Origin of the sequence: Arthrobacter sp. JUb119 (assembly GCF_024807995.1) — a bacterium.
GTDB lineage: Bacteria > Actinomycetota > Actinomycetes > Actinomycetales > Micrococcaceae > Glutamicibacter.
In genome coordinates, this window is record NZ_JANUFE010000004.1 from 147,924 (window position 1) to 174,080 (window position 26,157).

Sequence of the window (26,157 nt, forward strand, 5' to 3'; positions counted from 1 at the left end):
TCGCGGCATGGCAGGATTTTCCGGTGGCGCGGCCTGCCCTTGGGGCCGGCTCAGCCGCAGAGTTTCTGGTCTGCTTTGCGGCTGTTCACCTTGACGGGCTGCTTTTCTGGCCGCCCCAGGTTTGGGTAATCCTGGCCCAGGATCAATTCGATGCTTTCGACATCGGCGACTGTTGCCTCGATGTCGAGATCGACTGCCTTGGCGAATGCGTCGGCTGTTTTCCTGGCTGCATCAGTATCCGGAATCAGCAGCCGTGTTTGCGCCTGCAAGGACGCCGCGGTAGTGATTGAAGTGACGGTGAAGCCTTGCTCCGTGGCTTCGTTGGCGAATTTGCCGGCCAGTCCGCTCACTCGCGCTGCGTTGGCTATGCTGACAGGAAGCTGCCGGGCGGAGGTTTTCGCCGTGGCAGTTTCTCCTGCATCGGATTCGGAGCCGGATTCGGACTCGGAATCCGGATTCACCGGGATGTCTTGCTTGATGCGTTCAAAGATGAGGGTCGCGTCGGGAGCCGGGACAACCCGGTTGGCGTTTGATGGTGCAGGCTGGGTCGGCATGGTCATGAAGGTGATCTTGTCCGTGGGAACGTCCTTGACCCGCGCAGCCAATCCTGCAAGTTCCGGTAGCGAACTCAGTTCCGGGTCAACGGTCATCGAGGAGGTAATCGCGTCAAGGAAAGAGTAGAGCCGGTCCGGGCGTGCGAGAACTTCCTTGCTGGTGGCACGCTGGACTATTGCGGACATGACCTTCTGCTGGTTTCCGAGCCGAGCGAGGTCGCTTCCATCGCCAACGGCATGGCGGGTCCTGGCCAGGGCAAGCGCATCGGTTCCGTCCAGCTCCTGCAGCCCGGCTGGAAGATCCAGGTTCGCTTTCGGATCGGTCATTGGCTGGGCCAGGCACACGCTGACTCCGTCGAGTGCGTCGATGATTGAAATGAATCCCTCGAAATCCACCTCAATGAAGTGGTTCAGGTGAACTCCGGTGAGCGTTTCCACCGCGGCGACAGAGCATGCGGGACCGTAATTCAGCGCAGAATTGATCATGCCGTATCCTCCGGCATAGGCGCCGGACCCGGTATCCGCGCAGGCCGGGCGCTGCAATACGGTATCGCGTGGGATCTGGACCGCCTCGATGCGCTCGTTGCCTGGCGACAAGTGGACAAGCAGCATGGAATCGCTGCGTCGGGAACCGTTATCCGTGCCGAAGCCGGTGGAGCTGAAATCCCGGCTATCGGAACCGAGCACCAGCAGATTCAGGCCTTCGCTGGAGTCCGGGACATCCGCTTCAGACGCCCTGAGCGCCGAGACGGAAATATTTCCCTGCAGGCGCAGGAAGGCAATGCTGGTCGGCACAACTACTGCTAGCACCAGCGCCGCTGCAATGATGGCAGCTACCCGGCGCCGCGGCCGTTTGGAACTACGCCTGGCAGAGGAAGGTGTTCGTTGGGAATTCACGATCTTGCTCTCCTTGGTAGGACCATGGCCGGATTACCCATCAAGCTGACCACGTGGAACGCCGCTGGAACCAATAGCATGATTGATTAGAGCCATGCATGCAGCGCATGAAAGGCCGATTTCGCGCGCAGGTTCAGGAGAGCGGAAACCGCCTGGAGATCTCTGTCTCAGAGGTATTCGAGGAATTCGCCCAGCGCCGGATTGCGGTATTCTTCGCGGCGGTAGATGACGCCCAGGGGCCTGCTGGCTGGCAAGCTCAGCGGGACCTGCTTGCCGCCGAAGATCACTGCGGTGCTGGCCATGATCCGTGGAACCAAGGTGATGCCGCCGGCGGCGATGCCCAGATGGACCAATGCGTCGCGTTGCGTTGTGGTGATGAGCCGCGGAGCGGTGGCCTTCAAGCTCCGGTAAACTTCGTCGGTGATCTTGCGAATCGACGTGCCCTGGGGGAGGGTGGCCAGAGTCAGGGAATTGAGCAATTCAGTGCTTAGCCCAGTGTCCGGGTCCACCTCGGTATCCTCGGATACGACCGCCGAGAATTGCTGATCGCGCAGGGATTTGCCGATGAGGTCCGCGGGGATGCGCTCGTTCACGCCAAAAGCCACATCGGCGCGATTCAGGCGAAGCGCATCGGCAAGCTGCTCGTCGTCCTCCACGCTCAGGATCTCTATCCGGACACCGGGGTGCTGGCGATGGAAGGGGCCGATGTATTCGGGCATGATTCCTCCAACCAGGGAAGGCAACCCCGCGATGCGCAGGGATCCGGTGGCCAATGCACGCGTGGAAGAGGCAATGGTTCCGATCGCGGCGACTTCACGCAGTGCGCGGCGGCCGGCAGGAATGATGCTCCGGCCAACCTCGGTCAGCACCATGTCCCTTCCAGCGGCCCGGAACACGGGCATGCCAAGAGTGCGCTCCAACGCACTAATGCGCCGGGACAAGGAGGGCTGGGAGATACCAAGGATATCCGCGGCGGCGGTGAAGGAACCATAGTCCACAATCATGACAACCGCTTCGAGCTGGGCCAGGGAGATGCTGTTGTCCAGAGGTTCTCTTTCCATGCGCTGGAGCCTTCCTTTGCGTCGGGAGAAGACGGTCGAATTCGCGGTGTGGCCCAGTGGCGTGTCCATCCGGTCCAGGGGAAGCACGCGCTGTGCACGTCTTGCCCTGCCTCCAGTTTTTCACGGGAAACTGTGCTTGCTGAACCGGCGCCCTGTGCAGACCGTCAATGGCTGGCGGGAAGAAGCAACTGGGTGCTCGAATAGCTGCATGCGGCAGCCTCCGGCGGGCTGCCAACAGGGTCAGCCCGGGTTAAACACCGGACTCCGTGCCACCCGCTTGGAAATGTCCGGGTGGCACGGAGCCTGGCTGACGACGGACCTTTGGTCCTGGGGCGTTAGCCCATGTGGATGACACCAAGGAGCATGCCCGAAGCGAGCATGACCAAGGAGACCACCAACGCACGCCACAGCACCTTTTTGTGGTGATCGCCCAAGTCCACACGAGAGAGCGACACCAGCAGCAAGATGGCTGGAACGAGCGGAGACTGCATGTGCACTGGCTGTCCGGTGATGGAGGCGCGAGCCATATCCACCGCTGGTACACCGAAATGCGCGCCGGCTTCGGCGAGAACTGGCAAGACACCGAAGTAGAAGGCGTCATTGCTCATCAGGAAGGTAGCTGGAATCGAAATCAGCCCGGTCAGTACTGCCATGTATGGACCCATGGAGGTAGGAATGACATCCACCAGCCACTGGCTCATGGCATCAACCATGCCGGTGCCGGAGAGCACGCCGGTGAGCACTGCCGCGGCGAGCACCATGGAGACCACGGCAATGATTTCGCTGGAGTGCGCGGCGATCATCTTCACCTGGTCGGAGACCTTGGGGAAGTTGACGATCAAGGCGATCGCGGTACCCACCATGAACAGGTAGGGCAACGGAGTGACATCGACTACCAGCAGCACCATGATGGCGACGGTCAGTGCCAGGTTGAAGTAGAAGGTCTTGGGGCGCAGGGTCTCGCGATCCGGATCCAGGACGGTGCCGTCCAAGGTGGAAGCTTCGGTGCCATCGCCCTTGCGAGCCACGGATTCCAGTACGGCCAGGTTGCCTCCGGCAGGGGAAGTGCCAGCAGGGCTCTTTCCTCCGGTTGGGGTGGAAACGTTGCCGCCACCGAGTTCGGTGCCCCAGATTTCCGGACGCTCGCGCTGCAAGCGGCGGCGTTCGGATACGCCCATCTGCCATGCGAACAGGGCAATGACAATGAGGGAAATTCCCAGCGCAGGGAGCATCGGCACGAAGATTTCCGAGGCGTCAACGCCAAGTGCCGCTGCCGCGCGGGCCGTTGGGCCGCCCCAGGGAACGATGTTCAGCGTGCCATTGGTCAGGCCTGCAACACAGGTCAGGACCACAGGGCTCATGCCCAGGCGCTGGTAGATCGGCAGCAGAGCCGCGGTAACCACAATGAAGGTGGTCGAGCCATCGCCATCGAGGGAAATTACGCCGGTGAGCAGCGAAGTGCCCATGACGACCTTGGCGGGGTCGTTGCCCACTAGCTTCTGGATGCCGGAGACCAATCGGTCGAACAAGCCGACGTCGATCATGATGCCGAAGTACATGATGGCGAACATCAGCAGGGCTGCGGTACTGGACATGTCCTTGACCGCGTCCATGACCATGTCGCCAAGGCCGAATCCAGCACCGGTGAACAAGCCGAAGATGGTTGGAACCAGAATCAATGCCAGCAGCGGCGTCATGCGTTTTGTCATGATCAGCACCATGAAGGTGGCGACCATGAGGAATCCGAGTACAACGAGCATTGACCCGACCTCCATTTCAGTGTGAGTGAATCCTTAGTCCCCACAAGCTAGGAGGGGCACCCATTCAAGGTACGTGTCGGTGCTCACTTTGCGCGTCTTGTGCTTATTGTTGAAGGCTTAAGTTCTTTGCCAACTTTTTGCTCATTAAAATCACGAGAGTGGAAAGATGGGTTTATGCTGGGTGGCATGTTCCGTTCTGGCGCCGGCACCCGGCATTTCGCATCACGCATCATGCGGCTTCAATTTCTGGTCGTAGGTGTTCTGATTGTTCTCGTTACCGCCGGAACGCTTTTCGCCAGCTATGACCGCGTCTATTCAAAGGCCGAAGATACCTCGCTGACCATAGCTCGTTCGGTGGCCGTCTTGCCGGAAGTAGTTGAGCAGGTCTCGCACTATGCAAAGCTGGACGAGCTGGATGCCAAGGCGCTCGCCGATGGAAAACTGCAGCAACTGGCAGGCGCTGTCATTGGGCAAGAGCAAGCGTATTTCGTGGTGATTACCGAGGACCGCGGACTGCGCTTGAGCCATCCGAACCCCGAGGAACTGGGCCAAATGGTTTCTACTGACCCGGTGGCGCTGGAAGGCATTGAAGCGGTCTCCCGGGAACACGGAACCCTTGGTGAATCGGTGCGCGCCAAGGTCCCGGTCTACAGTAACGCGGGTGCGGTCATCGGAGAGGTTTCCGTGGGCGTGACCACTGACTCCTTGACCGGGGCACTGCTTGGGTCCTTCGCCTGGATTGTATTGCTTGCGGTGATTTGCGCAGCCTTGGCAGTGCTTGCCGGACGAGTCACCGTACGCCGTTTGAAGCGCCAGACCCTTGGGCTGGAACCGGCCGAAATTGCCCAGCTTGTCAGGGACCAGCAGGCCGTGCTCTACGGTGTTACCGAAGGTGTCATGGGCATTGGCGCCGATAGCCGGATTACCGTGCGCAACAGGGCCGCCAGGCAATTGCTGGGACTGCCGCACCGCACCGAATTGGAAGACGTGGTCGGCCGCCACTTTGAATCCGCTGGTTTGGATCACCGGCTGGTCAGGGCGATCAAGGAATGCGACCCGGCACCGGTGCGCTTTGCGGCCAATGGCAACTCGCTCATAGCCCGCGTGACCAAGGTCGACCGTGACGGAGTGGACCTCGGACTGGTCGTGCTGCTCCATGATGTCACCACCCTTGAAGCGCTGGGCACCAAACTCGATGCAGTCCAGGACATGGCCGATGCGCTGCGCGCCCAGCGCCATGAATTCGCCAACCGGATGCACGCAGTCCTCGGGCTGATCAACTTGGGCAAGATCGAACAGGCAGAAGACTACCTGCGTGAGGTGATGGAATCCGGGCCGAAGATCGCTCAGGTTCCCGGGCTGGAGGCCATCCAGGACGCTTACCTCTCGGCGTTTATTTCGGCGAAGGCGGTGCGCGCCCACGAACAAGGCATAGAACTGAGAGTGTCTGCCCAATCCATGCTTTTCGGACACATCGCCTCGGCCCACGATGCCCAAGACGCCACCGCAGTCCTGGGGAATCTGCTGGATAACGCCTTCACTGCAGCTCTTTGCACAGATGCAGAACCCTGGGTGGAAATCGACTTGCTCTCCGAAGGGAACACCTTGCACATAGCCGTGGCCGATTCTGGACCCGGCATTACCACCGACGAGGATATCTTCACCCGGGACGTCAGCACCGGATCCCATCTGGGCGGTGATCATGGCCATGGCGTCGGATTGCCGCTGATCAGACGGCTCGCCCAAGCCCGCAGCGGGGACGTCTGGATAGCGGACCGCGGGACGGATGGTTCCGGGGCAGTTATCGCAGCAAGATTGCCGGCCGTACTGGTCGAGCCAGCCAATACGGAAAACGACGAGATTGAAGGAGCGCAACATTGAGCGAGAATTCCAGCGGCAACTACCGGGTGCTAATTGTCGATGACGATTTCCGGGTAGGAGAGCTGCACGCTGAGATGGTCAACGCCATTCCCGGGTTCCAGGCCCTGGAGCCTGTGCAGGATCCGCGTGTTGTGCCCAAAATGGTGCAGAGCCTGAAACCTGATTTGGTATTGCTGGATCTCTACCTGCCGCATGTCAGTGGAATCGAGCTGCTGAGAGAACTCGATGTTGATGCGATCATGATTTCCGCGGCGATTGAACCGAAGAACATTGACAAAGCGTTGCGCTCGGGCGCACTGGCGTTCATCATCAAGCCCTTTGAGGCCAAGACCCTGGCCGCCAAGCTCAAAGGCTGGGCTCGCTATCGTCGCCAATTGACCGGGACCGCGGAGTTCAACCAGCAGGGCGTGGACCGGTTGTACCGGGCGCTCCAAGGGGGCGAAGAAACCAACGCATCGGTGGGTGCCGCCCCCACCGAACAGGCAGTTCTTTCCTGCGTCAAGGATGCTACCGAACCCATGAGCGTCGCCGAGGTCGCGGAGGCAATTGGGGTTGCCCGTGCGACAGCGCAACGGTATTTGGCGGCGCTGGTGGCCAATGAATCCCTGGAGCTGCAGCTTGGATACGGAACTCGTGGCCGTCCCGAGCACCGTTACGTGGCACGCTAGCGGCTCGGCCTCCTAGGTTGCGTCCCAGACCTTTCGGTAGAACGACGCCTTCCGCTCATCGGGTTCGATTCCGTACCCGGCGTAGACATGTTGTTCGAAACCAGGCCCGTAATTCCACTCGGTGCTCCATGCGGCAACGGCGAGATCCGCCCAGCGGTCTCCAAGACCCAATTTCCCCATATCCACATGCGCGCTGAAATCATGGCTGTCGGTGATGATCGTGTTGGGCAGGCAAGCATCGCCATGGCAGACCACGAGATCAAGCTCCGGGACTTCAGCCAGCAAAGCAGCTTGCTCCCGGGCAGGCAGGTGCTGGATGCGGGATTCCAGATCCCAGCTGAAGGGGCACTGGTCGACCGGCAGCCGATCGTGCAGGTGGCGCAGACCGGCGCCCACTGCAAACGCGGATCGCGCCGGATCGCTTTTGCCAAGCTCGCTGACTGCACTGTGCCCGGGCAATGCTGCCGTGACGAGCAGCTGGCCGCCAGCATGCTGTCCGCAGCTGAGCACTTCGGGGACTCTGATGAATTCTCCCGCCCACCGCATGCGCAGGGCTTCAGCCAGGAGATCGCCGTCCTCTTCGGGAGGGCATCCCGGCGACCACTTGGCGAAGCGCATCGGCTCGCCCTGCCCAAGCCGGTATGTTATCCCGCCAAATGCGTTCTGCCAGATACCCTCGATTTCCGCCTGGCCGGCTGCAGTGCGCACAGCTGGAGGAACTGGGTGGCCAGCCGACGGCGGGCCAGAAATGACTTGAGGTGAACTCATTTTTCTAGTCTGCCAGTAATGGGCGTGCTTTGGAGTTCAGGATCTCTGGATTCGTGGTGTGGACTGGACACGAACGATTTCTCTTGGTGTTCATCTGGGCTCAAGGAAATGGCTGATCAAGTCGTGAACACTGAATCCCATGAATAATATTTCGCGACGCAAATTGCTCACCGGCGCCATTGGCGCAGGTGCTTTGACCTTGGTTGGGCCCACTGGAACAGCGCTGGCTTCCAGCAGTCCCCGACTCGTGCGTTCCCGCCTGGGATTGACCAGCGGATTTTCCATGGGGGATGTCTCTGCCAGCAATGCCGTACTCTGGGCTCGCAGCTCCGGGGAAGGCCGCTTGCGCGCGCAGCTGCGTGCGGTGGACGAAGCGGGGGAAATCATCCGCGGCCGTGGATCCTTCGCCAAGACTTTGCGCGGTGCCTACGCCCGCGAGGCCACTGACTTCACTGCAAAGATCAATGCCGAGCATCTGCCTGCCGGTACCCGTTTCGCGGTCAGCATCGGTTTCGAGGACGATAACGGCACCCTTGGCGAGACTCAGAACGGCTGGTTCAGCACCGCACCGGCGTTGACCGGTCGCCGCAACCACGACGCCTCCCGTGCCCAGAGTTTTGTGTGGTCCGGCGACACCGCTGGCCAGGGCTGGGGCATCAACGAAGAAATCGGTGGCATGCGCGCCTACGCGGCCATGCATGCAACCAAGCCGGACTTCTTCGTGCACAGCGGCGACACCATCTACGCCGACGGCCCGATTGCCGCAGAAGTTGTGGAACCGGACGGCCAGATCTGGCGCAACTTGGTCACCGAGGAAGTCTCCAAGGTGGCCGAAACCCTGGCCGAGTACCGTGGGCGGCACCGCTACAACCTGATGGACCGCAACGTGCGTGCCATGTATTCCGAGGTTCCGGTGATTGCCCAGTGGGATGACCACGAGACCCATAATAACTGGTGGCCGGGTGAGGTCATCGAAGATGAGCGCTACACGGTGCGCGATATCAACACCCTTGCCGCCCGCGGCCGCCAGGCCTGGCAGGAATACCAGCCGATCGCCGACCCGCGCGCCATGCGCGCAGGCACCGGATTCGAGGCAGCACGCATCTACCGCAAAATCTCGCGTGGTCCAGCAATGGACCTGTTCGCATTGGACATGCGCAGCTACAAGTCCGAGAACACCGCCGGAATGGAAGAGAAGTCCACTTCAATTCTCGGCGAAGAGCAGCTGAATTGGCTAGTCGATTCCTTGGCCAAGTCCAAGGCAACCTGGAAAGTCATTCTCAACGACCTGCCGCTGGGCATCATTGTTCCGGACGGCAAGGCGCAGGAATCAATTTCCAACGCAGACCACGGCGCACCACTAGGCCGCGAGCTGGAACTTGCCCGCCTGCTCAAGGCCATTAAGGACCGCGGCATCAAGAATGTCGTCTTCCTGACCGCGGATGTGCACTATTGCGCGGCGCACCACTACTCTCCAGAGCGTGCAGCCTTCAGCGAGTTCAATGAGTTCTGGGAATTCGTGGCCGGTCCAGTCAATGCCGGTTCCTTCGGGCCGAACCAAATGGATGGCACTTTCGGACCACGCGTGGACTTCTCGCTGTCTGGCAGCACCAACCAGTCGCCGCGCGATGGCAAGGGCCAGTTCTTCGGCCACGTCGACCTCGATGAGCAGGACCTGTTCACCGTCACGCTGCGCAATGGCTTGGGCGAAATCGTCTACACCAAGACGCTGGAACCGAATAAATAGCAGTTAATTGGGAGAACGCCTGCGAAACAGTAATTGTTTCGCAGGCGTTCTCCTTTTCAGCTTGTCGGCGCTTAGCGGCCGGTGCCGCCGTAGACGGTGGCTTCCACGTCGGTATCCAGATCGAACGCGGTGTGGATAGCGCGTACTGCATCGTTGAGCTTGTCGGCGTCGGTGACCACGGAGATGCGGATCTCTGAAGTGGAGATCATGTCCACGTTCACGCCCGCGCGGTGCAATGCCTCGAAGAAGGTGAAGGAGACTCCTGGATTCGAGCGCATTCCGGCACCGATCAGCGAGAGCTTGCCAACCTCGTCATTGTGCTCGATTTCCTCGAAACCGATCTCCGGCTTCGCGGTGTTCAGTGCTTCAAGCACATGCTTGGTCTCGGTCATCGGCAGGGTGAAGGAGATATCGGTGGCACCCGAACCGCGGGTCGAGATGTTCTGCACAATCATGTCGATATTGGCCTGCGCAGCGGCGATAACCCCGAAAATCTGTGCTGCTTTGCCGGGGATGTCCGGAACGCCAATGATGGTGACCTTGGCTTCGGAGTGGTCGTGGGCGACACCTGAGATGATTGGCTGTTCCAAGGGTTCTCCCTCTTGAATTTTGATTTTGTCTTCGGGATCCGGGAGCACCCAGGTGCCCTCGTTGGTGCTGAATGAAGAGCGCACGTGCAGCGGCACGCCGAACCGGCGGGCGTATTCCACGCAACGCAGGTGCAAGATCTTCGAGCCGCTGGCGGCCATTTCCAGCATTTCTTCACTGGTGATCTTCTCGATCTTCTTGGCCGAGGCGACCACGCGCGGGTCGGCGGTGTAGATGCCGTCCACGTCGGTGTAGATTTCGCAGACATCGGCGCCCAGCGCTGCGGCCAGCGCGACGGCGGTGGTGTCCGAGCCGCCACGGCCCATGGTGGTGATGTTCTTGGATTCCTTGCTCATGCCCTGGAAACCGGCGACGATGGCGATGAATCCGCGGTCGATGGCACGGCGTACGCGCTGCGGGGAGACCTCCATGATGCGGGCTTTGCCGTGGGTGGAGTCGGTGATCAAGCCTGCCTGCGAGCCGGTGAATGAAGCAGCCTGCTCGCCGAGCTGGTTGATCGCCATCGCCAGCAGCGACATCGAGATGCGTTCGCCAGCGGAGAGCAGCATGTCCATCTCGCGGGCTGGTGCATCATCGGTAAGCTGGCCTGCCAGGTCCAGCAAGTCATCGGTGGTGTCGCCCATTGCGGAAACAACGACAACGACGTCATGGCCCTTGGACTTAGTATCAATAATTCGGCGCGCTACACGCTTGATGCCTTCGGCATCTGAAACGGAAGAACCGCCAAACTTTTGAACAATTAGGCCCATGGGCACTCACTCCACCTGTTGAAAGCTGTGCCTCGCCGCCGGTGGTTTTTGATGGAACTGTGGCGCGAGACATCTACCAGATAAATATTGTGACAGCTACGGGGCGACATGTCCTAGTTGTGAAGGTAACCATTGGTCATATTGCCTAGGAACCTCAATGCAGGTTGTTGAAAAACACTGGCTACCCCTTGAATTCAGCCAAAATTTGTCGCCAAAAGCTCTTCCATCCAGACACCTGTTCAGGTGTTTCAGCCTTAGTAATGTTTATGGCAACCGAGGATTTTCCACCTTTGAGGCCAATGTCTACCTGTGTCTTGGTTCCGTCGCTGAAATCAGCTCGCCAATAGCGCCATCGCTCTGAGCCGCTGGTGCGTGCAGGTTCGGAAAGCTGGTGGCCGTTGAACTCCTGGAGCCCCTGGACGCAGGCGATCCAGCGTTCCAGCGTGGTATCCAAATCAGCATCGATGGTGCTGCTCACCGAACCTTGGAAGGTGCCGTCTTGGGATTGGCCGGGCAGGCGTCGGCCAATATGCTGCTCATAGGCAACAGCCACGGATTGAGCCCACCAGCCCGGAGTATCCACGGTTGGGGGCATGTGGGTGAAAGCCAGTTCGGCTATCTGCTTGTGCGTAAGTTGATCGGCTCCGCCAGCGCGCAGTTTGGCGCACCACTGATCCCATTCAATGCCGGTGGCCTTGGCGATGGCCGGGAGGTTGCTGCTTTTTATTGCCATGAGGACAGTCTATGGCGGACTTAGAGCTGTCGGTACTCCGAAGCGATGCGCCGGGCCCGCAGGAGCCTGCCGCTTTTCTGCGGTCCTGCAGCAGCGGAAGCAGCCTCTGAACCCGTTCGTTCTGCGTCATGTCGCGCAGGCCCGCGGCATCCATGATGCCTGCCCAATCCTCCACGCTTGAACCAGTGCGGATTTCGATTTTCCCTGATCTGCCCAGTGAAGTGCTCATGTGCCGAAACCTGACGCGCTCCAACAACAAGGTGGCCGCGGCGCCGCTGTCTGGCGCCGGGGAATGGGCCTTGAGCGAGGGCGCTGTGCGAAGCCGTGAACTGCCGGTGCATGTAGTGGGCTTTAAAAGCCCCTGGCCGGTCTTCTCGGTAATTCCGAGAAGACCGGCCTGGGATTGGACCGCTCTAGAGGGACTTGATTTCCAAATTCAATCGGCTCAGGAGGTCGATGAGTGCCGACAGATCCTCATTGTCCCAATTGGTCATGCGCGAGCGGAGCTCTGTACGCCACCCTTGGAAGCATTCATGCCACCTTTCAACCGCAAGCTCGGTAGGCAGGATGTGGAACACCCTCCGGTCTTCCGGGTCGACTTCACGCTTGACCAGCGCCAGCTGTTCCAGCTTGGTGATCATGCGCGATAGCGCAGCTTTATCGACCAGCAAGTGTTCGCAGATTTCAGACTGGGTGATGCGTTGGCTGCGCAGAATCATCCCGAGCACGGGCAGGTATCCCGGGGTGAGCCGGCTGTCGAGCCGAGTGGCCAGTTCCCGCTTGGCACGCGCCGTCAGCGCGATCAGTGAAAATAACTCCTGTTCGGCTGAGGCATAGAGATCGGGACGTTGAGCGGCGGGAACGTCTTCGGCTTTGCTTGAAACCTGCACCGGATCTCCTAGTTGCCAGCTGGCGTTTCTGCCTTGGCTGCGTCCTGGTCCTCAGCAGCCAGCTCCTGCATGCGTTCACTTGCAGTCTGGGTCTTCAGCGACTGGTTGGGGATCAGGCAGACAGCCACGACGATGAGCAGCGACAGCGGAGCGGCAATGGTGAACAGCGAAGGCACTGCGTCGCCGTAGATGGACTCGAAGATCACGCGGACCGGTTCAGGCATCGCTGCAACTGAAGGCAGGGTGCCCGATCCCAATGCTGCGGTCAGCTCCTTGGCTTGGTCGCCCAGGGAAGCCAGGGCTGCAGCCAAATCGGATTGCCGGTCGGCGATCATGTTCGGCACAGTGGTCGCCAGTATGGCGCCCAGGCCTGCGGTACCCGCAGTGCCGCCCAAGGTGCGGAAGAAGTTCACGGCCGAGGAGGCTACACCCAGTTCCTTGACGTGGACCGAGTTCTGCACCACCAGCACCATGTTCTGCATGACAAGGCCCATGCCGGCGCCGAGGATGAACATGTAGGCGGCGACCAACGCGTAGTTGGTGTCGTAGTGGATGGTTCCCAGCAGGAACAGCCCAACGACGATCAGCACCGAACCGGTGACAACCAGTGCCTTCCACTTGCCGGTGCGCGAGATCATCGCACCGCCGATGGTGGAGATGACCAGCAGGCCGCCCATCAGCGGGAAGGTCATCAGGCCGGCCATGGTGGCTGATGCGCCACGGGCCATGATCATGTACTGGCTGAGGAACACCGAGGTGCCGAACATCGAAACGCCAACGGCCAGCGATGCGATGACCGCGAAGGTGAAGGTGCGGTTCTTGAACAGGCCCAGGCTCAGCAGCGGCTCGGAGGACTTGGCTTCGACCAGAATGAACAGCGCCAGCAGGATTACCGCACCGGCAATCATCAGGTAGCTGGTCGTCGAGGCCCACTCGAACTGCGAGCCGCCCAGCGACATCCAGATCAGCAGCAGCGAGACGCCGGAGGAAAGCAGGACGATGCCCCAGTAGTCGATCTTGACCTTGCGCTTGGCCATGGCCGGAAGGTGCAAGGTGCGCTGGATCAGGATGACCGCAGCGATGGCGAAAGGCAGGGCGATGAAGAAGTTCCAGCGCCAGTTGATGGTGTCAGTAACGAAGCCGCCGATCAGCGGGCCGCCCACGGTGCCAACGGCCATGACCGCGCCGAACAGGCCCATGTACTTGCCGCGTTCGCGGGGGGAGAGGAAATCGGCCATGACGATCTGCGCCAAGGCGCCTACGCCGCCACCGGCCAGGCCCTGGACGACGCGCATGGTGATCAGGAAGCTGGTGTCCTGCGAGAAACCTGCGGCGGCCGAGGCCAGCACGAAGATGCCGAGCGAGATCTGCAGCAGCAGTTTGCGGTTGCCCAGGTCGGCGAGCTTGCCCCAGATCGGAGTGGAGATGGTGGTCGCCAACAAGGTGGCGGTGACCACCCAGGTGTAGGCGGTCTGGCTGCCGTTGAGATCGGAGACGATCACTGGCAGCGAGCTGGAAACGACGGTGCTGGCCAAGATGGAGACGAACATGCCCATCAAAATGCCCGTGAGGGCAGTGAGGATTTCGCGGTGAGTCATCTTGGGCTTGGCGACCGGTGCGGTTGCGGTCATGGAAGCTCCAAAAATTTAGGGTCAGGCATAGAGGGCCTGAATGGTTGATTGATATCAACTATAAGGCGATAGTTGACTATTATCAACTAAGCGTGTTTCACCCCACATCACCGTGCTGGCATAGAAAAACGCCCTGCGCTCAAGCCGGCGAACCGGAAGAGTGCAGAGCGTTCCAAGGCAACCAGAACTACTGGCTGCGACGGCTATCCATCTCGGGGACTACCGGATGCGAAGGCCCTTCGCCAGCGTTGCTGGAAGAAACCGGCGCACCGCCAACGTGCAGCAGGCGAGGTTCGGATAGCTGGGCTTTCGGCTTCTCTGCAGCTTCTCCGGACTGATCTTGCGGCGCCTGCTCCTCGGATCCCTGCTTCTGGGCCTTGGCGCGGGCCGGACCCGGCGCGGTGCGGCCGGCAGCGCGACGTCCCTCGAAGGCGCGGGCCAGGGTCACTTCATCGGCGTATTCCAGATCGCCGCCCACCGGCAGGCCGGAGGCCAACCGGGTGATGTGGATGCCCAAAGGGGCTAGCGCGCGCACCAGGTACACGGCGGTGGCTTCGCCCTCGAGATTCGGGTCGGTGGCCAGAATCAGTTCGGTGATCGAGTCATCGGCCAAGCGGGTTACCAGCTCGCGGATGTGCAGCTGTTCCGGGCCAATGCCTGCCAGCGGATTAATGGAACCGCCGAGCACGTGGTACTTGCCGGAGAACGCCCGGGTGCGCTCAATGGCCAGGACGTCCTTGGACTCCTCCACGATGCAGATCTTGGTGCCATCACGGCGTTCATCGCGGCAAATGGCGCAGGTTTCCTGCTCCGAGATGTTGAAGCAGATCTCGCAGAACTTCACCTTTTCCTTGACCAGCTGGATCGAGGCGGCGAGCCGGGTCATGTCCTCGGCATCGGCGTCAAGAATGTGGAAAGCAATGCGCTGAGCCGACTTCGGGCCGATGCCAGGCAAGCGACCGAGCTCGTCGATCAGTTCCTGTACAGCACCTTCGTACACGTGCGCCTACTTTCTAGCTTGCTTCAATACTGTGAAATTGTTCCGTGGTACACCCTAGTGTCTCACTCCGACAGTTCGCCGTGGTGCCGGCTATAAGCTTCGTTTGATTTCCACTACATTCCCGTTGACGTCGCGCTGCTCGATGACCATGCCGCCGAGCAGGCGTTCCACGGCTTGAACACCGATCAGTGCCGAATCCTCGACCTCGATATCATCGTCGCTCGGGACAAATTCCTCGGGCTCTTGCACCGGAGCAGGCGCGGGAGCCGAAGCAGGACCGCCCCAGCCGCGCGCCGCCTGGGCAGGCGCCGGCGCACTGGGTGCGTTCTTCGCCTGGTCCATCAGCTGCTGGTATCGGCTCATGCGGCCTGAGACCGCCCGTGCCGAATCCGCAGGATCCGGTGCCGGTTCAGCCTGTGGAGCGCCCCATCCCGGAGCGGATTCAGGGGCCGGCTGCGGGGCTGCCGGGGGTTGCAGCGGTGCGGCCGGTTCCTGGCGAGGCTGTTCCTGGTGCTGGGGGCGGACCTGCGGCTGCGTTTGGGCAGCCCGCGGCGCCGGGGTTTCCGGAACCGATGGAGCTGATGGCGCCATAGCTTGTGGAGCCTGCTGCCCGGATTCGCCAACCGCTAGATTCCCGAAGGAATCGGTGGTGCTTTCCGGGTGCAACGGGGTCGAAGAAACCGGACGTGCAATGTTCGGAACGCCGCCCTCAGCCTGGCGCGCCGTCATTCCGGCAGTCATCCGGGGCTTGGGAGCCACCGGAGGTCCACCGAAACTCCGTGGTGCACTAGCCGCCGGCGCCGGTGCTGGCGCTGCCGGGGTCGGCTGCGGAGCCACGGCCGGGACCGGAGCCTGTTGCTGCGGCTGAACCTGCTGCGCTTCCGGAACAGAACCAGCTGGCACGTAGTACGGGTCATCCGGGAACGGTGGCTCGTCGAAGTAGGGTTCATCCGCTGGAGGCGGGACGTCATCGTAGGAGCTGTCGTACCCGTCATGGGCGCGTGGTGCAGGCGCGACTGGTGCCGAGCTTGGCACAGCGGATACCGGACGCTGCTGCGGTGCCGGAGCGGCAGCTTGGGCCCGTGCCGCAGCGCGCGCAGCCGCCCCAGCAGAACTTACAGCCTTGGTGAACTTAGTTGGTGCTGGGGTTGGCGCCGGGATTGGCCGGCGCTCACCTTTTGGGGAACCACCACCGTTGGGGTTGGAGCCGCCTTCGGTGAGGACCACTTCGATCGGTGCACCGGTGACCTGGGACAGAACCCCGGTCAGCGTATTCATCAGATCCGGCCGGTTGCGCAGATTCACGATTGGGCCAGTATTGCTGAACGCCAAGGTGAGGGTGCGGCCATCGAAGCCTGCCACAGAGCCATAGGTGGCAACCATGGAATGCAGGACGCGCGAGCTGCCCTGCAACTGCTGCAAGATCGTTGGCCACGCTTGCTGGAACATCGCCACCGGTGAGCCGGTGTCCTGTGGTGCTGGCTGGCTCTGCGGCATCCCGCTAGGGGCACCATGTTGAGGTTGCTGAGCACCCTGTTGTTGCTGTTGCTGTTGCTGTTGCTGTTGCTGTTGCGGTGTTTGAGCGCGTTGGGCTTGTTCTTGTGCGGCGCGCTGTTGTGCTTCGCGTTCAGCTTGTTCGCGTTGGGCTTGTTCTTGTGCGGCGCGCTGTTGTGCTTCGCGTTCAGCTTGTTCGCGTTGGGCTTGTTCTTGCGCCTGGTGGGCAGCATGGCGCTGAGCACCCACGCCAGCCTGGCTAGCTTCTGGTGCCTGTTGCGGCTGTGCCGACTGCGGCGCCTGTTGTGGCTGTGCCGACTGCGGTGCTTGTGGTGTTCGGTTGGCAGCTGCACGACGTGCGAATTCGGCCATGGCAGGATTTTGCTTCACGTCATCAATGGAGACCCCGGTGCCGAATGACAGGTCTTCACCGCTGGAAGGATCGGGAACCAAGCTGAATGGTGCCACGCCTTCCGGACGAGCTGCCGGAATACTCGGACCAGGCTGCACCTCGGTGGTCACCGAGTAGTTTTCGCCCTTTGGACCCCAAGTTGCGCCCCAGTCAGCGGCTTCACCAGTGTTCAGCGACGCTGCCGCGCCTGGATCCAGCGGAGCATTTGGATCATCATCATGTGGCTGTGGCTGTGGCTGTGGCTGTGGCTGTGGCTGTGGCTGTGGCTGTGGCTGTGATGGCGCGGACTGCTGAGGATGCGTTTCCTGCTCGGCAGGTACTGGCTGCGGAGTCTCTTGAGGCTGCTCGGTGCGCTGAGCTAGAACTGGTTCTGCGTGCTGCACGGGCTGCTGCATTTGCGCTGGAGCCTCTGGAGCCTGCGGTTGAGGCTGGGCATGATTTGGCTGAACCTGTGGGGCCTGTTCGCCAGCCACTGGTTCGCCCTGCGCTTCAGCCGGTTCGGGTGCACCGTCACGACGGGATTTGGCGGCGGCCAGGGCTTCGCGTACTGCGGCAGCACCCTGACGCGCGGCGCCCGGGTTAGGAGTGGCGTTCATTGAGGCACCAGCACTTGCAGCGTCGTTCTCATCAAGCGCAGGCAGCGCTCCACCGGTCATCGCATGGCGCTCCAACCGATCCAGCCGAGCGGCAAAAGCGCTGTCGGAATTCTGCGAACCGGGCAGCATCAAGCGCGCGGCCAGCAATTCCAGGTGCAGACGAGGCGAGGTTGCGCCGGTCATCTCGCTCAGGGCCTTGTTGGTGACATCGGCCCAGCGCGATAGTTCGCCTGCGCCGACCAGGCCAGCCTGCAAGCGAAGGGATTCAAGCTGGTCTTCGGGTACGCCGCGCAAGATCTTCTCAAGGCCTTCTGGCATGGCCTTGGCGATGATCAGATCGCGGAAGCGCTCCAGCACGTCTTCAACGAAGCGCCGGGGATCCAGACCGGTCTGGATGATGCGGTCAATCGCACCGAACAGACCAGCGCCATCGGATTCGTGCAGCGACAAGGTGACCTCATCGAGCAGTGTCGAGTGGGTGTAGCCCAGCAGTGCAATGGCCGTCTCGTAATCCAGGTTGCCATCGCGGGCACCAGCGATCAGCTGATCCAGCACCGAAAGAGTGTCGCGGACCGAACCGCCGCCAGCACGGATCACCAGTGGCAGTACACCTTCGGCTACCGCGACGCTTTCGCGTTCGCAGAGCACTTGCAGGTACGCCAGCAATGCCTCTGGCGGAACCAGGCGGAATGGGTAGTGGTGGGTACGCGAGCGGATGGTGCCGATGACCTTTTCCGGCTCGGTAGTCGCGAAGATGAATTTGATGTGCGCCGGTGGCTCTTCAACGATCTTCAGCAAGGCATTGAAGCCTGCCGCCGTGACCATGTGGGCCTCATCGATGATGAAGATCTTGTAGCGGTCGCGAGTTGGCGCGAAGGTTGCGCGCTCGCGCAGATCGCGGGCATCATCGACGCCACCATGGCTGGCCGCGTCAATCTCGATGACGTCCAGCGAACCCGGGCCACCATTGGCAAGGTCCACGCAGCTTGGGCAGGTGCCGCAAGGAACGGGCGTAGGGCCCTGCTCGCAGTTCAAGCAACGGGCCAAAATGCGGGCAGAAGTCGTCTTGCCGCAACCGCGCGGACCGGAGAATAGGTAGGCGTGGTTGACGCGGTTCTTCTCCAGCGCCGTCATCAAGGGCGCGGTAACGTGCTCCTGGCCGATAACGTCGCCAAACGTATCGGGACGATATCTGCGATATAGCGCTGTACTCACACCGGTTCCCTATCAGTTGCCTGATGCTTTAGGCATCAGCTGTTGGACAATATTCAATGGTTCGACGGTCCACGGTTCACGTGGCAGATTCGCCGGATCGAAAGCTTCCAGAGCTGCCTGCAAACTTGTGCTGGGCAAGCCCAATGACTCTAGCAAAATCGCCACAACGTTGGCTGGATGCACACCTTGTTCGGTGATCTCTTCGAGTGTTACTGCACCGTCGCGTTTAGCCAAGCGCTGGCCCTTGGTGTTCAGTGCCAGCGGTACGTGCGCGTAGGCCGGGACCGTGTAGCCCAGTAGCGTTGCCAGATAGGCCTGCCGCGGCGCAGAAGAGAGCAAATCATCTCCGCGCACGACCTGGTCGATGCCTGAGAACGCATCGTCGACGACAACCGCAAGGTTGTAGGCGGGAGCTCCATCGTTGCGGACCAGGACGAAATCATCTACCGCACCGGTGTAATCGCCGAATAGTTCGTCATGAACAGAAAATTCGTTCACTTCTGAACGCAGTCGCAAGGCGGCTGGACGGTTCTGCGCTTTAGCCGAGCGTTCGCTGGCGCTCAGATCGCGGCAGGTTCCCGGGTAGGCGCCGGGCGCAGCATGCGGAGCACTTCCGGCTTCGGCGATGTCCTTGCGCGAGCAGAAGCATTCATAGACCAAGCCGCGGGCCTTGAGCCGCTCAACGGCCTGGAGATAAATCGGAAGGCGGTCGGACTGTCGGAGGATTTCGCCGTCGAAATCAAGGCCCAAGGACGATAATTCAGCAATTTGGGTGGCTTCGGCGCCGGAACGAACACGATCCAAGTCTTCAATGCGCAGTAGGAATTTGCGTTGCGAGGAGCGGGCGAAAAGCCAAGCGAGGATGGCCGTGCGCAAATTGCCAAGGTGGAGTGGCCCCGAGGGGCTAGGGGCGAAACGGCCAGCGCCCACGTGGACTCCATTCGGCTTGCGTAAGAAAGTAAAAGACCCCTCATGCACCTGCCAGAGCCCATCTACCCTTGCTACCTTCCGGTCCTGGGGGAGTTCAACAGGATGACACCACACGAGGGGTCACCAAAAATACTACCCGAGGTTGGCGCTTGGATGAAAATCGGCAGGCGTGCGCTTGCTCTCAGCTTGCAAATCATGGCTCAGAGAGCTTGACCAAAAATGCTGTTCGTCCTCAGCCGGTCGCTTCTTCAGGCGGTTCTAGCCACCCAAGTACGCGTCGAACGCGGTCATTGAGCTGGACGGTAGGCAACATGGGCGTCTGCTCCTTCTCGAAGTCGAAGTTCTGGACGCTGGTGACGCTGCCGGGAAGCTCAACACAGATCATGCCGTTGGGGGAGCGCCAGTTCACTGAACCGTCCGGAAGATAGGTGGCTTGCCATCCCAGCACGTGCTTGAACATCTGATGCCGCTTGCACAATAAATGCGTATTGCTGCGCGTGGTGTGCCCGCCCTTTGCCCATGCATCGATGTGGTCAATCTCGGATGCTTCGGCGGGCCGATTGCACCCGGGGAAGCGGCAGACGATATCCCGATTTCGCAGCAGATCACGCAGCGCCTTGGACGGACGGTACTTTTCGCGGCCCACGTCTATAGCTGCCCCTGACCAAGGATCGGTGAGCACCTTGATGAAAGACGGGGCGTCTTTTGCGATCAGCAGCGCTGTCCCTACTGGGATCGGCCCGTAGCCCTCAAGGTCAGCTAGTGCGCGTTTAGGGTTGGCCAGCATTTCCAGCGCAGGAATCGTGACAGCTACACGAGCTTTGAGCGGGGTCCCTTCGGTTGCGGGCCAACCATCGAGCAACGCATCGCAAACAATGTCCAGCCGTCGTTGCTGTTCGGTCCGATTATCAGCTGGATCAACATTGCGTACGGCATGCCAATTGACCGTATTGATAATGCCCAACGCCTTTTCCACCGGCAGATGCAGCTGAATCACGCTCATTCCATTGGCCTCGTGCCAATAGGTGATCTTGCGGTCCTCCGCACCTTTCTTGTGGCGTTCTTCAATGGGCTTTGGATGCAATCGCTCACGCATTTTCCTGGCACGTAGGGCTATCGCGGAGTCAGCGGCCTGCCGCGCTATCGGCAGCAAGGTTCGTTGCATTAGTGCCACGTCCTCGGGTGCCAGATCCTGAGAGTGCTTGACGATCTCCTGCGCGGATCTGGTCGTGATCTCACCGACGCTCAGGGCATCCAAAGTGTCTGCGCAAAGATGGCGCAGTCCTTCGGCGAAGAACAACTTGTCCTGGACTTTCTTTTCCGAGGAGCGCATTGCCACCGATGCCTCGGCAACAAAGGAAGAACGGATCAGCGACTCGTCGGAGCGATTGACACCGTAGAAGTAGGCAGAATGAGTTTCAGCTGTTTCTTCCGTTGTGCCGGGGTCATCCAGCAGCGGCTCTTGGGTTCCGTGGCTGATCGTCTCGGCGACCGAATACTCGTAGCTATCGGCCAACACCGCTGCCTCGGCAGCATCCAGCATGCTGTGCAGCCGGGCAATGGTCTTCAGCCGCTCCAGGCCCTGGGCGGATGCAGTGACCGGCGACTGGTCATAAAGGTTTATGGCGGTAGCGGCGATCTGGGTAAAGAGATTGTCTTTGTCCAGGTTCGCGGCCCAAAGACCATCGATTCCGGGGATACTCCTTGTCCCGGGCGGGCTGATAGGCAGTCGGCGAGGGTCGTCTTGGCTGTGAAATACCTCTCTTTTACTCATGTTTACAGTATTGATCTGTTCAAACGGCAGCCTTTGGAGAAAAGATCGGGATGGTGAAAAGGTGCAAAATGACCGAATTTCAGGGGTTTGACGCCTCAAGAATGAGCTGGGAAGCAACGTGGAAACGTCCGATTCGTGATTGAGCGAGAATTTAGATATGCTGGATCCTGCTCCACGGAGCAAACTGAGGAGGATTCGCCTAGCGGCCTATGGCGCACGCCTGGAACGCGTGTTGGGTTAACGCCCTCAGGGGTTCAAATCCCCTATCCTCCGCCGAATGTAATGTCCCGGCTCATCGTGAAAACGATGAGCCGGGACATTATTTTTTTGCGCTTACCGGCATTGCCAGAACCTGGCGGGTAGTATCCGTGGCAACTGTTCAGCAATCTTTCGGCAAGGTAAGACTATGGCAAGTGTATTGAGCGAAATCGCCGTCGACTGCGCGAACCCGATGCTGGTGGCGAGGTTCTGGTGCGAAGCGCTGAATTATGACGTATTGGAAGAAGAAGCCGGCTTGGTCAGTATTGGGTCCAAATCCCAAGGCCCGGGCGGGCTGAAATTGACGTTCGCGCAAGTGCCCGAAACCAAGAGCATCAAGAATCGCCTCCATCTGGACCTGCGTCCTCAAAACGCCCAGCAGCAAGAAGAAGCTGATCGCCTGATCTCTTTGGGGGCCAGCTACGCCGATGTGGGCCAGCGGGAGGACGAGAGCTGGATCGTGATGGCTGATCCTGAAGGCAACGAATTCTGCGTGCTTTCCGGCGTCGAATAAGCGAGGCGCTTTAAATGCCTATTGGCGCCGGGCCGGTAATCTCTCACCAGCTCGACGCCAACAGGTTTTGCGTGTGCAGCTCCTGATCCCTGCAGAAGCTCACGGCCTAGGCGCTTTTGCGCCCCTTGGCCAGCTCTGGGTAGTGGATGGCCGCGGTCTGCGGGTGGGCTCGCAGCCATCCCTTGAGCACGTTGGCACCGTAGGAAGCCAGCATTGGGTTTTCCGGATCATCGGAGACGCCGCGAGCTTCGGCAGCCAGCTCGGCTGGCAGTTCGACCTTGTCGATCACTGCATCCAGTCGAGGGGAGTAGAAGAACGGCACCGAGTAGCGGTCAACGCCAGCTGGTGGCGCAATGACGCGGTGGATGGTGGCCATCAGGTAGCCGTTGGTCGCGACTTCGAGCATCTCCCCGAGGTTCACTACCAATGCACCCGGGGTCGGCGGCACCTCGATCCACTCTTCCTGGCCGTAGGGTTGCACCTGCAGCCCTCCAACCTGGTCCTGCAGCAGCAGGGTGACGAAGCCGTAGTCGGCGTGCAGGCCAACGCCCTGGTTGCCCGACTCTGGTACGACGTCGCCCGAAACGTAGTGCACCAACTTGCCCATCCATGACGGGGTGTTGGCGAATGGCTCGTCGAAGTGGCCTTCGGGCAAGCCCAGCCCCACAGCGATGGCCGAAAGCAGCTCGTGGCCGGTTTTGTTCATCAGCTCGGCCCACGCCATGGCGCGCTCTTCGAGCTGGGGGAAATCGGCAGGGAACTGGTTCGGGCCCTGCAGGTTCAAGTACGGCTTGTCCTCGGGAACGACCGCCAACGTCTCGCGTTCCGGTCCGTAGTCGATCTGTTCGCGGGCATCGGCGCGGCCGCGGGTGATTTCGGTGCCCATCCGGGTGTAGCCGCGGAACTGGGCGCTATTGCGGTTATCGAGCTTGATTTTCTGCTCAACGGGCTTCTGGAAGAATTCTGCGATGGTGTCGAGCAGTTCCTGGTCCTGCCCGGCATATGCGCTGTATCCGACGATCTGGAAGAAGCCGACGCGGTGTGCGGCGTCGCGAATCGCGGCAACGAAATCCTTGTTGAAGGAGCCGTCAGCATTGCGTGCGGTAGAAATATCGAGCAGTGGGATCTCGGTGACTACGTTGTTCATAAACCCAGAGTGCACCTTATGACGCGATTGTTACCAGCTAAAGTTACGCCCGGTTCCTCCAAGTTTCCCTTGGCGTAACAATCCTTGCTTTTTCGCATTGCGTGTCTGATTATTCGCATTCGCGTGTAGCATTCGCCCGGCAACTGCGCGGCGAGTCCGGCTGCCACCCGGATCAATCGGCGCCGTCTCGGGAAGTGGCCTTCCTGCGGCCTGCCAACTAGCGCCTGATCTGCAGGTCTGTGGGTCTGGAGAGTTTGTCCGTATGCTTGAATAGTGATTTTTCGAGCGGTAGGTGAAGGCCGTCCATACCCGGACCACGGCTATTCTTCGGCGCGTGATTGGAGCGGACTTCCCCCGCAGCAAGTGAAACTAGCTGACTTGGTCACCACCAAAGCCACCTTGGATCTTGAAACATTGCTCTCTGAAGATTCCACCTTCTATGGCGACTTGTTCCCGCATGTAGTGCGCTATCGGGGCGTGTTGTATCTGGAGGATGGGATGCACCGCGCGCTGCGCTCGGCGCTTCATCATCGCTCGGTAATACACGCACGCATATTGGATCTGGACGCTAGTTAGATAAGCTAGCGCCACGAGGATGACGATGACGTCGCCTTCAGGCCAGCAGCTGCCGAAGGCTGACCAGAGCAAGGTGGAATGATGCGTGATCGCGATGACCCGGGGCAATGGCACGGTGCGCATATTGTCGACGAGCAAGAATTAAGTTTCAGCTCGGACGGCCAGGCTAAGCGGCGTGCCCGCAAACGCCAGAACATTGTTTTCTCCGTGATGGCCCTGCTGGTGATCGCGGTTTTGGCCGGCGCCGTACTCGTTTTCAATGGAACGCTGAAGTTGGGTGGCGAGCCTGCCGCCGTTGCGAGCCCGAAGCCAAGCGAGACGAAAATCGAAAACCCCAAGTGCCCGGCCATCGATTTCAAGTACCAAAAACCTTCAGATGTCGAAATACGCGTGCTGAACACGACCGATATTTCGGGTCTTGCGGGTGACACTGCCGAGGCACTGGAAAAGCGCGGCTTCAAGATTTCGTCGCTGACTTCCGGGTGGAAGTCGCTCTCAGAAACCGCTGGCGCGGTCATTGCCGGGCCTGATGGCTATGCCCAGGCTTTCACCGTGCAGCGCCAGATCCCCGGCATCGTTTTCATCTACGACGAAAAGAAGTGGGGCAGCCGGGTGGACCTGGCGCTGGGGGAGAAGTTCGACGGCCTGGAAAAAGAACGCAAGCTCGATACTTCTGAAGGCAAGCTGGTCTGCAGCAAATAGCTGGCTACGGGGTCTGCACATCTCCGGAATGCACTTGGGCCAGCGCATTTGCGAAGACCTCGGCTGGCTGGGCGCCGGAAATGCCGTACTTTCCATCAATGATGAAGAAAGGAACACCGCTGATGCCCAGCTCGCGTGCCTGGACGATATCTGCGTTGACTTCCTCAACGTAGGATCCGGACGAGAGCTTCGCACGCAGTTCCCCGGTATCCAGCCCCAGCGTTCCGGCCAGTTCGAGCAGCGTTTCTAGGTCTCCGGTGTTCAGGCCCTTCTCGAAGTGGGCAGAAAGCAGCGCTTCCTTCATCTCGTTTCCGGCACCATGCTTCTTGGCGTATTCCAGTACGCGTAGTGCAGTGAAGGAATTAGCGACCTTCAAGTTGGCGAAGTCGTAGTTCAATCCTTCGGCGGCAGCCTGGGCGGTGACATGGTCAAGCATTTGGGCGACCTGTTCCTGGCCCAGCCCCTTCATCTGGGAGAGGTATTCGGCCTCGCTGCCGTCATAGTTCTCAGGCAGGCTCGGGTCCAGCTGGTACGAGTGCCAGTAGACATCCACGTTCTGGGAGTATTCGAACGCCTCGACACCCCGCTCAAAGCGGCGCTTGCCGATGAAGCACCAAGGGCAGGCAATATCGGAGAAGATATCCACGCGGATGCGCTTGTCTTCCGGGGACTGGACAGCCGTATTTTCGCTCATGCTTGAGGTAACAACTTTTGCTCACCGGGCATTCCTTATTCGCAGCTGCTGATTTCGGGGGAGATAATGGCAGGGCTCCTACGGAAACCGGATGGTGCTGATGGCGAGAGAAAGCAGGGCAAGTGGCAAAGAACCTTCGATGGCGCGGAATCCTCTTCGCCGGAACGATTACGGCGATGGCAGGCTTTGTTGATGGCGTCGGATTCGTGCACTTCGGCGGCTACTTCCTCTCCTTCATGTCGGGAAACTCCACGCGTTCCTCCGTGGCGCTGATGACAGGGGACCTTGCCGGATGGGCGATGGCGATGTCCTTGGTGGGCTGCTTTGTCGCAGGTGTCATCCTCGCAACGCTGGTTACCTTCCGGCTCGATAGGCTGCGCCGGCCAGTGGCCATGTATTCCAGTGCGGCACTGCTGCTCGCTGCGGCCATCTCCGGGAATTTCTTGCCGCAGCTGACGGCTCTGCTGCTGGCCGCCGCGATGGGCGTGGTCAATGTTTCCTACACTCGTTCGGGAGAGGTTTCCCTGGGCCTGACGTATATGACCGGCACGTTGGTCAAGCTCGGGCAGGCACTCGGTGGAGCAATCATCGGGTTGGCCACCGGGTCGGACCGAGGCGGCTACCGGATGCTATGGATGCGCTACGCAGTGCTTTGGCTGATGATCACCATGGGTTCCCTGGGTGGCGTCTTGGCCTACCTGCGGCTGGGGCTCGGCAGCTTGTGGATCGTCGCAGGCGGCATGCTCGCGTGGGCCAGCCTGGCGTTGTTCCAGGAGCTGCGCACACCCCATGGCCTGGAGCCGCCCTCGGGGCCTCAGGCCGGAACCTCCACCGGGATCAAGTAGAAAGACATAAAAAATATGCCTGGCTTCGCTTTATGCGAAACCAGGCATATTT

Annotated in this window: 20 protein-coding genes, 1 tRNA gene, 1 other RNA gene and 1 pseudogene; 8 read left to right on the forward strand and 15 right to left on the reverse strand. The window is 60.4% G+C overall.

Going from position 1 to position 26,157, the window contains the following annotated elements:
- Positions 1–50 precede the first annotated feature (50 nt).
- From M2368_RS12150 to M2368_RS12160, 3 genes are all read right to left on the reverse strand, one after another.
- A complete protein-coding gene (locus tag M2368_RS12150) occupies positions 51–1,451 on the reverse strand; it encodes an LCP family protein (RefSeq protein ID WP_332730624.1) in 1,401 nt (466 codons plus the stop codon).
- Between the two features lie 167 nt (positions 1,452–1,618).
- Entirely contained in the window at positions 1,619–2,512 is an 894-nt protein-coding gene (locus M2368_RS12155) for a LysR family transcriptional regulator (RefSeq protein WP_105657988.1), read from the reverse strand.
- A gap of 335 nt (positions 2,513–2,847) precedes the next feature.
- On the reverse strand, positions 2,848–4,272 hold the full coding sequence (locus M2368_RS12160) for a CitMHS family transporter (RefSeq protein WP_105657989.1): 1,425 nt from the start codon (positions 4,270–4,272) through the stop codon (positions 2,848–2,850).
- Between the two features lie 186 nt (positions 4,273–4,458).
- Here M2368_RS12160 and M2368_RS12165 point away from each other — a divergent pair, with 186 nt between their 5' ends.
- Complete coding sequence (locus M2368_RS12165) at positions 4,459–6,153, forward strand: sensor histidine kinase (protein ID WP_332488422.1); 1,695 nt, start codon at positions 4,459–4,461, stop codon at positions 6,151–6,153.
- Complete coding sequence (locus M2368_RS12170; RefSeq protein WP_105657990.1) at positions 6,150–6,821, forward strand: response regulator; 672 nt, start codon at positions 6,150–6,152, stop codon at positions 6,819–6,821. Before M2368_RS12165 ends, M2368_RS12170 begins: the two co-directional genes overlap by 4 nt.
- A 12-nt stretch (positions 6,822–6,833) precedes the next feature.
- Here the strand turns inward: M2368_RS12170 and M2368_RS12175 are convergent, their stop codons facing one another.
- Positions 6,834–7,589, reverse strand: coding sequence for a phosphotransferase (locus M2368_RS12175; RefSeq protein ID WP_332488424.1), 756 nt, complete (start codon positions 7,587–7,589; stop codon positions 6,834–6,836).
- A gap of 139 nt (positions 7,590–7,728) precedes the next feature.
- On the opposite strand from M2368_RS12175, the gene M2368_RS12180 reads away from it, so the two are divergent.
- A complete protein-coding gene (locus M2368_RS12180; protein WP_332488426.1) occupies positions 7,729–9,336 on the forward strand; it encodes an alkaline phosphatase D family protein in 1,608 nt (535 codons plus the stop codon).
- Between the two features lie 71 nt (positions 9,337–9,407).
- On the opposite strand, the gene M2368_RS12185 is transcribed toward M2368_RS12180, so the two are convergent.
- The 9 genes and pseudogenes from M2368_RS12185 to M2368_RS12225 form a co-directional block, all read right to left on the reverse strand.
- On the reverse strand, positions 9,408–10,694 hold the full coding sequence (locus tag M2368_RS12185; protein WP_105657993.1) for an aspartate kinase: 1,287 nt from the start codon (positions 10,692–10,694) through the stop codon (positions 9,408–9,410).
- 181 nt (positions 10,695–10,875) lie between these two features.
- Positions 10,876–11,427, reverse strand: coding sequence for a hypothetical protein (locus M2368_RS12190; protein WP_332488429.1), 552 nt, complete (start codon positions 11,425–11,427; stop codon positions 10,876–10,878).
- A gap of 413 nt (positions 11,428–11,840) precedes the next feature.
- Entirely contained in the window at positions 11,841–12,317 is a 477-nt protein-coding gene (locus tag M2368_RS12195; RefSeq protein WP_105657995.1) for a MarR family winged helix-turn-helix transcriptional regulator, read from the reverse strand.
- A gap of 8 nt (positions 12,318–12,325) precedes the next feature.
- Complete coding sequence (locus tag M2368_RS12200) at positions 12,326–13,948, reverse strand: MFS transporter (RefSeq protein ID WP_105657996.1); 1,623 nt, start codon at positions 13,946–13,948, stop codon at positions 12,326–12,328.
- Between the two features lie 409 nt (positions 13,949–14,357).
- Positions 14,358–14,948 (reverse strand): annotated as a pseudogene (recR, locus tag M2368_RS12205) (recombination mediator RecR); the annotation flags it as partial.
- A gap of 90 nt (positions 14,949–15,038) precedes the next feature.
- Positions 15,039–18,665: a DNA polymerase III subunit gamma and tau gene (locus tag M2368_RS12210; RefSeq protein WP_498724540.1), complete on the reverse strand. Its 3,627-nt coding sequence runs from the start codon at positions 18,663–18,665 to the stop codon at positions 15,039–15,041.
- 12 nt (positions 18,666–18,677) lie between these two features.
- Positions 18,678–19,595, reverse strand: coding sequence for a tRNA glutamyl-Q(34) synthetase GluQRS (gluQRS, locus tag M2368_RS12215; RefSeq protein WP_105657999.1), 918 nt, complete (start codon positions 19,593–19,595; stop codon positions 18,678–18,680).
- Positions 19,596–19,623: 28 nt separating this feature from the next.
- Positions 19,624–19,720: signal recognition particle sRNA small type (gene ffs, locus M2368_RS12220), an RNA gene on the reverse strand.
- Between the two features lie 107 nt (positions 19,721–19,827).
- A complete protein-coding gene (locus tag M2368_RS12225; RefSeq protein ID WP_146112294.1) occupies positions 19,828–21,468 on the reverse strand; it encodes an HNH endonuclease signature motif containing protein in 1,641 nt (546 codons plus the stop codon).
- A gap of 89 nt (positions 21,469–21,557) precedes the next feature.
- Between M2368_RS12225 and M2368_RS12230 the strand changes: the two genes are divergently transcribed.
- Positions 21,558–21,642: transfer RNA gene (locus tag M2368_RS12230), tRNA-Ser, on the forward strand.
- A 133-nt stretch (positions 21,643–21,775) separates the two neighbouring features.
- The gene (locus tag M2368_RS12235) at positions 21,776–22,141 is read left to right on the forward strand and encodes a VOC family protein (RefSeq protein WP_105659190.1); all 366 of its coding nucleotides are present in this window, start codon (positions 21,776–21,778) and stop codon (positions 22,139–22,141) included.
- Between the two features lie 106 nt (positions 22,142–22,247).
- Here the strand turns inward: M2368_RS12235 and M2368_RS12240 are convergent, their stop codons facing one another.
- Positions 22,248–23,288 (reverse strand): isopenicillin N synthase family dioxygenase, encoded by a 1,041-nt coding sequence (locus M2368_RS12240; RefSeq protein WP_105659189.1) that lies wholly within the window; start codon positions 23,286–23,288, stop codon positions 22,248–22,250.
- Between the two features lie 273 nt (positions 23,289–23,561).
- Between M2368_RS12240 and M2368_RS12245 the strand changes: the two genes are divergently transcribed.
- A complete protein-coding gene (locus tag M2368_RS12245) occupies positions 23,562–23,864 on the forward strand; it encodes a type II toxin-antitoxin system VapB family antitoxin (RefSeq protein WP_105659188.1) in 303 nt (100 codons plus the stop codon).
- Positions 23,865–23,942: 78 nt separating this feature from the next.
- Positions 23,943–24,566, forward strand: coding sequence for a LytR C-terminal domain-containing protein (locus M2368_RS12250; protein WP_105659187.1), 624 nt, complete (start codon positions 23,943–23,945; stop codon positions 24,564–24,566).
- 4 nt (positions 24,567–24,570) lie between these two features.
- On the opposite strand, the gene M2368_RS12255 is transcribed toward M2368_RS12250, so the two are convergent.
- Positions 24,571–25,260 (reverse strand): DsbA family oxidoreductase, encoded by a 690-nt coding sequence (locus M2368_RS12255; protein WP_332594871.1) that lies wholly within the window; start codon positions 25,258–25,260, stop codon positions 24,571–24,573.
- 122 nt (positions 25,261–25,382) lie between these two features.
- On the opposite strand from M2368_RS12255, the gene M2368_RS12260 reads away from it, so the two are divergent.
- Positions 25,383–26,105 carry a YoaK family protein gene (locus M2368_RS12260; RefSeq protein WP_332730634.1) on the forward strand — a complete coding sequence of 241 codons (723 nt, stop codon included), beginning with the start codon at positions 25,383–25,385 and terminating at the stop codon, positions 26,103–26,105.
- Positions 26,106–26,157: the final 52 nt, after the last annotated feature.